This window comes from Pseudomonas sp. Tun-23181, from assembly GCF_057415455.1.
On sequence record NZ_CM171630.1, the window covers coordinates 615,456 to 627,151 of the forward strand.

At 67.7% G+C, this 11,696-nt stretch carries 11 protein-coding genes; 10 read left to right on the forward strand and 1 reads right to left on the reverse strand.

What is annotated here, in order from left to right; all coding sequences use genetic code 11:
* The first annotated feature begins 49 nt into the window (after positions 1-49).
* The 10 genes from benC (at position 50) to ACDI39_RS03285 (ending at position 10,542) form a co-directional block, all read left to right on the forward strand.
* The gene (gene benC, locus ACDI39_RS03240; protein WP_225787910.1) at positions 50-1,063 is read left to right on the forward strand and encodes a benzoate 1,2-dioxygenase electron transfer component BenC; all 1,014 of its coding nucleotides are present in this window, start codon (positions 50-52) and stop codon (positions 1,061-1,063) included.
* Positions 1,064-1,293: 230 nt separating this feature from the next.
* Positions 1,294-2,055, forward strand: coding sequence for a 1,6-dihydroxycyclohexa-2,4-diene-1-carboxylate dehydrogenase (locus tag ACDI39_RS03245; protein ID WP_225787909.1), 762 nt, complete (start codon positions 1,294-1,296; stop codon positions 2,053-2,055).
* A 56-nt stretch (positions 2,056-2,111) separates the two neighbouring features.
* Complete coding sequence (locus ACDI39_RS03250; protein ID WP_225787908.1) at positions 2,112-3,440, forward strand: MFS transporter; 1,329 nt, start codon at positions 2,112-2,114, stop codon at positions 3,438-3,440.
* 28 nt (positions 3,441-3,468) lie between these two features.
* Positions 3,469-4,590: a muconate cycloisomerase family protein gene (locus ACDI39_RS03255; RefSeq protein WP_486537628.1), complete on the forward strand. Its 1,122-nt coding sequence runs from the start codon at positions 3,469-3,471 to the stop codon at positions 4,588-4,590.
* 28 nt (positions 4,591-4,618) lie between these two features.
* On the forward strand, positions 4,619-4,909 hold the full coding sequence (gene catC / locus ACDI39_RS03260; RefSeq protein ID WP_225787906.1) for a muconolactone Delta-isomerase: 291 nt from the start codon (positions 4,619-4,621) through the stop codon (positions 4,907-4,909).
* Positions 4,910-4,949: 40 nt separating this feature from the next.
* A complete protein-coding gene (gene catA, locus ACDI39_RS03265; RefSeq protein WP_253090829.1) occupies positions 4,950-5,876 on the forward strand; it encodes a catechol 1,2-dioxygenase in 927 nt (308 codons plus the stop codon).
* Positions 5,877-6,061: 185 nt separating this feature from the next.
* On the forward strand, positions 6,062-7,261 hold the full coding sequence (locus ACDI39_RS03270; RefSeq protein ID WP_253101395.1) for a benzoate/H(+) symporter BenE family transporter: 1,200 nt from the start codon (positions 6,062-6,064) through the stop codon (positions 7,259-7,261).
* A gap of 75 nt (positions 7,262-7,336) precedes the next feature.
* Positions 7,337-8,587, forward strand: coding sequence for an OprD family porin (locus ACDI39_RS03275; protein WP_253101398.1), 1,251 nt, complete (start codon positions 7,337-7,339; stop codon positions 8,585-8,587).
* 165 nt (positions 8,588-8,752) lie between these two features.
* Complete coding sequence (locus ACDI39_RS03280) at positions 8,753-9,835, forward strand: metal-dependent hydrolase (protein ID WP_225787902.1); 1,083 nt, start codon at positions 8,753-8,755, stop codon at positions 9,833-9,835.
* Positions 9,835-10,542, forward strand: coding sequence for a TraX family protein (locus ACDI39_RS03285; RefSeq protein ID WP_225787901.1), 708 nt, complete (start codon positions 9,835-9,837; stop codon positions 10,540-10,542). Before ACDI39_RS03280 ends, ACDI39_RS03285 begins: the two co-directional genes overlap by 1 nt.
* A gap of 53 nt (positions 10,543-10,595) precedes the next feature.
* On the opposite strand, the gene ACDI39_RS03290 is transcribed toward ACDI39_RS03285, so the two are convergent.
* Entirely contained in the window at positions 10,596-11,606 is a 1,011-nt protein-coding gene (locus tag ACDI39_RS03290) for an aldo/keto reductase (protein WP_486537632.1), read from the reverse strand.
* Positions 11,607-11,696 lie beyond the last annotated feature (90 nt).

Here is an 11,696-nt window from a genome sequence, read left to right on the forward strand (position 1 = left end):
CGGTGTGCCGCATGGCGCACCGTGGCCAGGCTCGCCCCGGAGGTACGCCATGAGCTTCCAGATCGCATTGAATTTCGAAGACGGGGTGACCCGTTTCATCCAGGCCGAAGGCCACGAGAGCGTGGCCGACGCCGCCTACCGCCAGGGCATCAACATCCCCCTGGACTGCCGCGACGGCGCCTGCGGCACCTGCAAGTGCCAGGCCGAGGCCGGGCGCTATGACCTGGGCGACAACTTCATCGAGGACGCCTTGAGCGAGCAAGAGATCGCCCAGGGCTACGTGCTGACCTGCCAGATGCGCGCGATGAGCGACTGCGTGGTGCGCATTCCGGCCTCGTCGCAGCTGTGCAAGGCCGAGCAGGCCAGCTTCGAGGCGGCCATCAGCGAGGTACGCCAGTTGTCCGAGAGCACCATCGCCCTGTCGATCAAGGGCGAGTCCCTGAGCCGCCTGGCGTTCCTGCCGGGCCAGTACGTCAACCTGCAGGTGCCGGGCAGCGACCAGAGCCGTGCTTATTCCTTCAGCTCGCTGCAGAAGGACGGCGAGGTCAGCTTCCTGATCCGCAACGTGCCCGGCGGCTTGATGAGCCACTTCCTCACCAGCCTGGCCAAGGCCGGCGACAGCCTGACCCTGGCAGGGCCGCTGGGCAGCTTCTACCTGCGCCCGATCCAGCGGCCGCTGTTGCTGCTGGCCGGCGGCACGGGCCTGGCGCCGTTCACGGCGATGCTGGAGAAGATCGCCGAGCAGGGCTCGGAGCATCCCCTGCACCTGATCTACGGCGTCACCAACGACTTCGACCTGGTCGAGATGGAGCGCCTCCAGGCCCTGGCCGCGCGCATCCCCAACTTCACCTTCAGCGCCTGCGTGGCCAACCCGGACAGCCAGTACCCGCAGAAGGGCTACGTGACCCAGCACATCGAGCCGCGCCACCTCAACGACGGCGATGTCGACGTGTACCTGTGCGGGCCACCGCCGATGGTCGAGGCGGTCAGCCAGTACATCCGCGAACAGGGCATCACCCCGGCCAACTTCTACTACGAAAAGTTCGCCGCCGCGGCAGCCTGAGACTTCACGGGGCTGCCCGCATCGTGCGGGTGAGGGCGGCCTCCTTTTTATTCCTGGCGACTGGCGAGGGCGTTGCCCTCGATCGCAGGCAGCCAGCTCCCACATTTCGAGGCATGCGCTGTACCTGTGGGAGCAACTGCTTGCGGCGAATGGGCCGGTAGCCGCAACCCAAGCCCACGGGCCTGAAGGGGCTCGTGGCGGGTTCGACAACCCAATGGTGGGAGAGAACGATGGATAGCAGATTCCAAGGCAAGGTCGCCCTGGTCACCGGCGCCGCGCAGGGTATCGGCCGAGGCGTGTGCTGGCGGCTCAAGGCCGAGGGCGCGCAGGTGGTGGCGGTGGACCGCTCCGAACTGGTCCACGAGCTGGCCGGGGAAGGCGTACTGACCCTTACCGCCGACCTCGAGCAATACGCCGACTGCACCCGGGTCATGGCCACGGCCGTGGCGACCTTCGGCTGCCTCGACATCCTGGTCAACAACGTCGGCGGCACGATCTGGGCCAAGCCCTTCGAGCATTACGAGGTGGCGCAGATCGAGGCCGAAGTGCGCCGCTCGCTGTTCCCCACCCTGTGGTGCTGCCACGCGGCGCTGCCCTACATGCTCGAGCGCGGCAGCGGCGCCATCGTCAACGTCTCGTCCATCGCCACCCGAGGGGTCAACCGCGTGCCCTACGGTGCGGCCAAGGGTGGGGTCAACGCGCTCACCGCGTGCCTGGCCTTCGAGACGGCCGGCCGTGGCATCCGGGTCAATGCCACCGCCCCAGGCGGCACCGAGGCACCGCCCCGGCGCATTCCGCGCAACAGCAGCGAGCAGAGCGAGCAGGAAAAGGGCTGGTACCAGCAGATCGTCGACCAGACCGTCTCCAGCAGCCTGATGAAACGCTACGGGAGCATCGACGAACAGGTCGGCGCGATCCTCTTCCTGGCCTCCGACGAGGCCTCCTACATCACCGGCGTGACCCTGCCGGTAGGCGGCGGCGACCTCGGCTGAGCGCCGCCTTCGGGCAAGGTTTTCCTCACACAACAAAAACAAGAGAGACAGATGCCATGCGAACCCTCGACGTCCACCCGATCATCGACAATGCCCGCTTCACCCCGTTTCACTGGATGGTCATGGCCTGGTGCGGCCTGCTGCTGGTCTTCGACGGCTACGACCTGTTCATCTACGGCGTGGTGCTGCCGGTGATCATGAAAGAGTGGGGCCTGACCCCGCTGCAGGCCGGCGCCCTGGGCAGCTACGCGCTGTTCGGCATGATGTTCGGCGCCCTGGTCTTCGGCAGCCTGGCCGACCGCATCGGGCGCAAGAAGGGCATCGCCATCTGCTTCGCCCTGTTCTCCGGGGCGACCATCCTCAACGGCTTCGCCAGCACCCCCGGCGAGTTCGGCGTGTACCGCTTCTTCGCCGGGCTCGGCTGCGGCGGGCTGATGCCCAACGCCGTGGCGCTGATGAACGAGTACGCGCCCAAGCGCCTGCGCAGCACCCTGGTGGCCATCATGTTCAGCGGCTACTCGTTGGGTGGCATGCTCTCGGCGGGCATCGGCATCTACCTGCTGCCACGCTTCGGTTGGGAGTCGATGTTCTTCGCCGCCGCGCTGCCACTGCTGCTGTTGCCGGTGATCCTCTACTACCTGCCGGAATCCATCGGCTTCCTGGTGCGCCAGGGCCGTACGGAGCAAGCGCGTGCACTGCTCAAGCGCCTGGACCCCGACTGCGACGTGCGGCCCGATGACGTGCTGCAGGCACCGGAGCGCAAGGGCAAGGGTGCCTCGGTGCTGGCGCTGTTGCGCGACGGCCTGGCGGTGCGCACCCTGGCCCTGTGGCTGGCGTTTTTCTGCTGCCTGCTGATGGTCTATGCGCTCAGCTCCTGGCTGCCCAAGCTGATGGCCAACGCCGGCTACAGCCTGGGGTCGAGCCTGTCGTTCCTGCTGGCGCTGAACTTCGGCGGCATGGCCGGGGCGATCCTCGGTGGCTGGCTGGGCGACCGCTACAACCTGGTCAAGGTCAAGGTGGCGTTCTTCCTCGGCGCGGCGCTGTCGATTAGCCTGCTGGGCGTCAACAGCCCGATGCCGGTGCTGTACCTGCTGATCTTCGTCGCCGGGGCCACCACCATCGGCACGCAGATCCTGCTCTATGCCGGCGCCGCCCAGCTCTATGGCCTGTCGGTACGCTCCACCGGCCTTGGCTGGGCCTCCGGCATCGGCCGCAACGGCGCCATCGTCGGCCCGCTGCTCGGTGGCGCGCTGATGGGCATCAACCTGCCGCTGCAACTGAACTTCATCGCCTTCGCCATCCCTGGCGCGGTCGCCGCGCTGGCCATGGCCGTGCACCTGGCCAGCGGCCGGCGCCAAGGCCTGCTGGCCGCCGGCCAGGCGTGACCCTCAACTGACTGAACTGGAGCCTTGCATGACAAGCCCGACCATCGACCGGCTGGAGGCGATCATCGTCGACCTGCCGACCATCCGCCCCCACAAGCTGGCCATGCACACGATGCAGCAGCAGACCCTGGTGATCCTGCGCCTGCGCTGCAGCGACGGCGTCGAGGGCATCGGCGAGGCCACTACCATTGGCGGGCTGGCCTACGGTTACGAAAGCCCCGAGGGGATCAAGGCCAATATCGATGCCCACCTGGCGCCCGCGCTGCTGGGCATGGCGGCGGACAACATCAACGCCGCCATGCTCAAGCTGGACAAGATCGCCAAGGGCAACACGTTCGCCAAGTCTGGCATCGAGAGCGCCTTGCTCGATGCCCAGGGCAAGCGCCTGGGCCTGCCGGTCAGCGAACTGCTCGGTGGCCGGGTGCGCGACAGCCTGGACGTGGCCTGGACCCTGGCCAGCGGCGACACCACCCGGGACATCGCCGAGGCCGAGCAGATGCTCGAGGCACGCCGCCACCGCATCTTCAAGCTGAAGATCGGCGCCAACCCGCTGGATCACGACCTCAAGCACGTGGTGGCGATCAAGCGCGCCCTGGGCGAGCGGGCCAGCGTGCGGGTCGACGTCAACCAGTACTGGGACGAGTCCCAGGCGATCCGCGCCTGCCAGGTGCTGGGCTACAACGGCATCGACCTGGTCGAGCAACCCATCTCGCGCATCAATCGCGCCGGCCAGGTGCGCCTGAACCAGCGCAGCCCGGCGCCGATCATGGCCGACGAGTCGATCGAGAGCGTCGAGGATGCCTTCAGCCTGGCGGCCGACGGCGCGGCGAGCATCTTCGCCTTGAAGATCGCCAAGAACGGCGGCCCGCGTGCCGTGCTGCGCACCGCGCAGATCGCCGAGGCGGCCGGCATCGCCCTGTACGGCGGGACCATGCTCGAAGGCTCGATCGGCACCCTGGCCTCGGCCCATGCCTTCCTCACCCTGCGCCAGCTGACCTGGGGCACCGAGCTGTTCGGGCCGTTGCTGCTGACCGAGGAAATCGTCAGCCAGGCGCCGGTCTACCGCGACTTCCAGCTCCACGTGCCACGCACGCCGGGCCTGGGCCTGGCCCTGGACGAAGCGCGCCTGATCCGTTTCGCCCGGCGCTGAACCTGACTTGCCTAGAAGGAGAAGCACCATGCTGTTCCACGTGAAGATGACCGTGAGACTGCCGGTCGACATGGACCCGGCCAAGGCCGCGCAACTGAAGGCCGACGAGAAGGCGCTGGCCCAGCGCCTGCAGCGCGAGGGCACCTGGCGCCACCTGTGGCGCATCGCCGGGCACTACGCCAACTACAGCGTGTTCGACCTGCCCAGCGTCGAGGCCCTGCACGACACCCTGATGCAGTTGCCGCTGTTCCCCTACATGGATATCGAGGTGCACGGCCTGTGCCGCCACCCCTCGTCGATCCACGCCGACGACCGCTGACCCACCCGCTACGCACAAGAACAACACGAGGTACGCCATCATGACCGTGAAGATTTCCCACACTGCCGAGGTCCAGAAGTTCTTCGAAGAAGTCGCCGGCTTCGGCAACGACGACGGCAACCCGCGCCTCAAGCGCATCATCCAGCGCGTGCTGCAGGACACCGCCCGCCTGATCGAGGACCTGGAGGTCAGCGAGGACGAGTTCTGGCATGCCGTCGACTACCTCAACCGTCTGGGCGGGCGCGGCGAGGCCGGGCTGCTGGTGGCTGGCCTTGGTATCGAGCACTTCCTCGACCTGCTGCAGGATGCCAAGGATGCCCAGGCCGGCCTCACCGGCGGCACCCCGCGCACCATCGAAGGCCCACTGTACGTGGCCGGCGCGCCGATTGCCCAAGGCGAGGTGCGCATGGACGACGGCAGCGAGGAGGGCGTGGCCACGGTGATGTTCCTCGAAGGCCAGGTGCTCGATCCCCAGGGCCAGCCGCTGGCCGGGGCCACGGTCGATTTGTGGCATGCCAACACCCGTGGCACCTACTCGTTCTTCGACCAGAGCCAGTCCGAGTACAACCTGCGCCGGCGCATCGTCACCGATGCCGAGGGCCGCTACCGTGCGCGCACCATCGTGCCCTCGGGCTACGGCTGCGACCCGCAGGGCCCGACCCAGGAGTGCCTGGACCTGCTCGGCCGCCACGGCCAGCGCCCGGCCCATGTGCACTTCTTCATCTCGGCGCCGGGGCACCGGCACCTGACCACCCAGATCAACCTGTCTGGCGACAAGTACCTGTGGGACGACTTCGCCTACGCCACCCGCGATGGCTTGGTGGGCGAGGTGGTGTTCCGCGAGGACGGGGCGCGGGGGATCGCCGGGCGCTATGCCGAGCTGACGTTCGACTTCCAGCTGCAGAAGGCGCCCGACAGCGATGCCGAGCAGCGCAGCAACCGGCCGCGAGCGTTGCAAGAGGGCTGAGGGCGCAGGGGCTGCCTCGCAGCCCCTTCACGGCGGCGCTCCCACACGGCCTTGCCGTGGTCGACTCGGGCCCTGTGGGAGCGGGCTTGCCCGCGAATCGAGGGCCAAGCCCTCGCCATGCCGGCCCCCCTGACAACAAGCGCCCGCCACCCAAGGCCGGGCCCCGATGTCTCACGCGAGGTCCCATGAAAGACCTGTTCAAGGACTGCTCCCTGTCCGCCATCGTCGCCGGCATGATCGCCACGATGATCTCCTACGCCGGCCCCCTGGTGATCATTTTCCACGCTGCCGAGGCCGCGGGCCTGTCCCAGGGGCTGCTGTCGTCCTGGGTGTGGGCGGTGTCGATGGGCAGCGCCGTGCTCGGCGCACTGCTCAGCCTGCGCTACCGGGTGCCGGTGGTGATCGCCTGGTCGATCCCCGGCTCCGCGCTGCTGGTCACGGCCTTGCCCCAGCTTGGCCTGGAGCAGGCCATCGGCGCTTATCTGGCGGCCAACCTGGTGCTGCTGCTGATCGGTATCAGCGGCGCCTTCGACCGCATCATCGCCCGCCTGCCGGGCTCCATTGCCGCCGGCATGCAGGCCGGCATCCTGTTCAGCTTCGGTATTGAGGTGTTCCGGGCCTTGCCGGCACAGCCGGCGCTGGTGCTGGCGATGTTCGTCACCTACGTGCTGATGCGCAGGCTCCGGCCGCGCTACGCGGTGGCCACTGTGCTGCTGGTCGGTGCGGCGGTCACCCTGGCCAGCGGGCAACTGCGCAGCGAAGCCCTGGTGCTGGAATTGGCCTCGCCGCAATTCATCGCCCCGCAGTTCAGCCTGTCGGCGCTGTTCAGCCTGGGTCTGCCCCTGGTGCTGGTCGCCCTGACCGGGCAGTTCATGCCGGGCATGGCGGTGCTGCGCAACGCCGGCTACCAGACCTCGGCCAGCCCGCTGATCAGCGCCAGCGCCGTGGGCGGCGCCTTGCTCGCGCCGTTCGGCTGCCATGGGCTGAACCTCGCGGCGGTCACCGCCAGCCTGTGCACCGGCCGCGAGGCCCACGAGGACCCGCGGCGGCGCTATGTCGCGGCCGTCGCCGGCAGTGTGCTGTACCTGTTGCTGGGCATTGCCGGGGCCACCTTGATGTCGTTGTTCGCCGCATTCCCCGCCGCCTTGGTCGCCGCCCTGGCCGGCCTTGCCTTGTACGGCGCCATCAGCGAGGCCCTGGCCCGCAGCCTGGCCGAACCGCAAGAGCGCGATGCGGGCCTGTTCACCTTCCTGGTGACGGCCTCGGGCGTCTCCTTCCTTGGCCTGTCGGCAGCATTCTGGGGCTTGCTGTTCGGCCTGGCGGCCCATGCGCTGCTGCGCCTGCGCCGCCCCCAACCCCAGGCGGCCTTGCGCCGTAGCCCTTAGGAGGAACCCACCAACCGCCACCTTCGCGTTCCCAGCACCTTACTCACAATAACAAGATCCAAAGAGAGCTTCGGAATGAACCACACCCCTTGCGTCGCCCTGGGCGTCACCTTGCTCAGCCAACCCCTGCTGGCCGCCGAAGGCGGCTTCTTCGAGGATGCCAAGGCCAGCCTGAGCGCCCGTCACTACTACTTCAGCCGTGACTATTCCGACATCGTCGGGGCCAATCCGCAGTCGAAGACCGAGGAGTGGGCCCAGGGCTTCATCCTCGACTTCAAGTCCGGCTACACCCCGGGCACCCTGGGCGTCGGCGTGGATGCCCTGGGCCTTCTGGGCATCAAGCTCGACAGCAGCCCCGACCGGGCCAACAGCGGCCTGTTGCCGGTGCATGGCGATGGCCGCGCCGCCGACGAGTACAGCCGCCTGGCACCGACCTTCAAGGCGCGGCTGTCGAAGACCGAACTGCGCATCGGCGAGCTGCAGCCCAACCTGCCGGTGCTGACCTTCAGCGACATCCGCCTGCTGCCGCCGACCTACCAGGGGGCGAGCATCCGTTCCACCGAGCTGGACGGCCTGACCGTGCAGGCTGGCCACCTGAAGTCCTCGCACCTGCGCAACGAGGGGGGCGACGGCAAGATGAGCGCCATGCTCGGCCATGTCCCCATGCGCCAGGCCGAGAGCGACGCCTTCAACTATGCGGGCGGCGACTATGCCTTCAATGGCGAGCGGAGCAGCGTCAGCCTGTGGTACGGGCAATTGGAGGATATCTACCGGCAGGGCTTCGTCGGCTTCAAGCACAGCGAGCCTGTGGGGGATTGGCTGCTCAGCGCCAATCTGGGGTACTTCACCGCGCGCGAAGAGGGCGATGCCCTGCTGGGCGACATCGACAACCAGGCGTTCTTCTCGCTGTTCACGGCCAAGCACGGCGGGCACAGCTTCCATGTCGGCTACCAGGGCATGTATGGCGACAGCCCGTTCCCGCGAGTGTTCGCCAACATCACGCCGCTGGGCAACGAGGTGCCGACCTATGAATTCGCCTATACCGACGAACGCTCGTACCAGGTGCGCTATGACTACAACTTCGCAGCCCTGGGTATCCCCGGGCTGACTGCGACCGTGCGCTACATCACCGGCGACAATGTCGACACCGGGCTGGGCTACGAAGGCAAGGACCGGGAGCGGGACATCGACATCGGCTATGCGGTACAGGATGGGATGTTCAAGGGGCTCGGCATTCGGGTGAGAAATGCCATGGCGCGGTCGAACTACCGCACCGACATCGACGAGAACCGCTTGATCCTGGTCTATACCTGGCAGCTGTTCTGAGGGGGCGGCGCAGCTGCAAGCTTCAAGCTACAAGCGGCAAGAAAAGCGGGATCTGCGCGGGCCAGCTTTTTTCTTGCAGCTTGAAGCTTGCCAGGCGATTGGATTTGCACTGCCCACCGCGATGCAGGTAGGTTCCCGAAAACATCTGCTTCAGGGACCTGAACCGTGGACTCACTGACTCAAGCCGTACTCGGCGCCGCCCTGCAGGGCTCGGTCCTGGGCCGTATCCAGGGCCGCCGTTCGCTGCTCTACGGCGCTGCCCTGGGCACGTTGCCCGACCTCGACGTAGTGATCCGCTATGCCGACCCCGTGTCGCAGATGACCTACCACCGGGGTTTCTCCCATTCGGTCTTCGTCCTCACCGCCCTGGCCCTGTTGCTGGCCTGGCTGGTCGAGCGGATCGGGCGCAGGCGCTGGCCGCACAAGGGCTACACCTTGCCCAGGCTGTTCCTGGCGTTCTGGCTGGTGCTGGTCACCCACCCGATCCTCGACGCCTTCACCGTCTACGGCACCCAGTTGTTCTGGCCGCTGCACTCGATCCCCGAGAGCTGGGCCGCGGTGTTCATCATCGACCCGCTGTACACCGTGCCGCTGCTGGCCGCCGTCGCCTATGCCGGCATCAGGGGCATGGCGGGGAGGGCGATCCCGCTGCTGACGGCGGCCTTGCTGTTCAGTACCGCCTACCTGGGCTTCGGCCTGGCCGGGCGCATGGCCGCCGAGCAACGCTTCGAACTCGCGCTCGAACAGCGTGGGATCGCCATCACCGAGCTGCGCGCCGTGCCCATCGCCTTCAACAGCCTGGTCTGGCGGGTGCTGGCCAAGACCCCGGACGGCGACTACTACGAAGGCGTGAGCAGCTGGTTCGACCGCGAGCCGCCGGAAATGCAGCGCCAGCCGCTCAACCTGGCGCTGGCCAAGGCGCTGCAGGGTGAGCCCCTGCACGAGCGCCTGCGCTGGTTCACCGGCGACTGGCTACGCTACGACGTGGTCGGCGACGCCCTGGTGGTGAGCGACCTGCGCATGGGCATCCCCGGCAACTACACCTTCCGCTTCGACATGGCCCACCGCGATGGGCAAGGGCGCTGGGCAGCCGTCACGCCGTCGCTGTGGCTCGGCGCCGGGGCCGGCTCGATGCTCAATGCCCACGACCTGGCGCTGATCTGGCGACGCATCCTCGAGCAGCAACCGCCGCTGCCCCTGGCCGCCTGGAGCGACAAATACCTGGGGCAGGGGGCGGACGCCCATTGATGCGCTCGGCAGGGCTGGACCTGGTCAAGTGGACGGCGATCCTGACCATGGTCGCCGACCACCTGCGCTTTCTCTGGCCGGCCGCCGAGGGCCTGTTCGTCCTCGGGCGGCTGGCCTTTCCGCTGTTCTGCCTGGCCATCGCCGTCAATGTCGGGCGCAGCCGCAGCGGGGCCTTGTTCTCCCGTGGCAATGCTCGCTACCTGGGCTGGCTGCTGGTGTTCGCGGTGCTCTGCGAAGGCCCCTACCGCTGGCTGGACAACGGCTCGCAGACCTTCAGCGTGATCCCCACCCTGGCGCTGGGCCTGCTGGTCGCCTGGGGCGTGCACCATCCCCAGGCGTTGGCGCGCCTGGGCGGGATCGCCGCGGCGTTGCTCGCCGCCCTGGCCAGCGAGCGCCTGATGTACGGTGTGCCCGGTGTGCTATTGCCGGGCGCCTGCCTGATCGCGCGTAGCCGGGGTGGGGCGAGCTGGCTGTTGCCCTGCCTGCTGGCCATGGCTGGCAACCTGACCAACAGCTGGTTGCGCGACCACCTCCTGCACCCCACGACCTTGCTGGTCTTGGCCATCGCCGCCGTGGCGCTCCCGCTGGGGGGCTGGCTACTGCGCCGTGACGACTGGCGTATCGTGCCGGTGGGGCGCTGGGGCTATGCCTTCTACCCGCTGCACCTGCTGGCGATCAAAGGCTTGCAGGGGCTGATCCAGGCATAAACGCTTGCAATCGGTCGATGCCAGGTTGGGGCCGCTTCGCGGCCCCGAGCGACTCACTGGCGCGGCAGTCGCCCTGTCACGAAATGCGCCACGTCGTTGAAGCCTGGCGTGGAGGCATGCCCCGGCGTCACCAGCGAATCGATGAAGGCCTCGTCCTCGGCGGTGATCGCCACGTCCAGCGCACCTGCGTAGGTGTTCCATTGCGCTTCGGTACGCGGGCCGACGATGGCCGAGCTGACCAGTTGGTTGTTCAGCACCCAGGCGATGGCGAACTCGACGATGCCAACCCCCTTGGCCTGGGTGTAGGCCTGGATCTTCTGGGCGATGGCCAGCGACTCCTGGCGCCATTCCACCTCCATGATGCGCTTGTCCTGGCGGCCGGCGCGGCTGCTGGCGTCCGGCACCGCCCCGGGGGCGTACTTGCCGCTGAGCACGCCGCGGGCCAACGGGCTGAACGGCACCACGCCCAGGCCGTGGTACGCGGCTGCGGTCAACTGTTCAGGTTCGGCCTGGCGGTTGACGATGTTGTACAGCGGCTGGCTCACCACCGGCTTGGCCACGCCCAGGCGCTCGGCCAGGTTGCACAGTTCGGCGATGCGCCAGCCCCGGAAGTTGGACACGCCCCAATAGCGGATCTTGCCTTGCCGCAGCAAGTCGCCCATGGCCCGCACGGTTTCCTCCAGCGGCACCTTGTGGTCTTCGCGATGCAGGTAGTAGATGTCCAGGTAGTCCAGGCCCATGCGCGTCAACGACGCCTCGATGGCGTTGAACAGGTGCTTGCGCGAAAGGCCGCTGCGGTTGGGTATCCCCTCCACCGGGCCATAGCCGGCCTTGGACGCCACGATCCAGTCCTGGCGGTGACGGGCCACCGCTTCGCCGACGATCTCCTCGGAGCGGCCACCGTTGTATACGTCGGCGGTGTCGATGAAGTTGATGCCCTGGTCCCAGGCCTTGTCGATGATGCGCAGGGCGTCCTCGGTGCTGGTCTGCTCGCCGAACATCATGCTGCCGAGGGTGAGGGCCGAGACCTGGAGGCCACTTTGGCCGAGGGAGCGGTAGATCATGGAGAGGGTCCTTTTCTTGCCGTGAGGGATCTGGACTGTTTTACACAGGTCCCCCACGGTTTGAAAGGGCGTGTGACGGTGAGCCAGGCG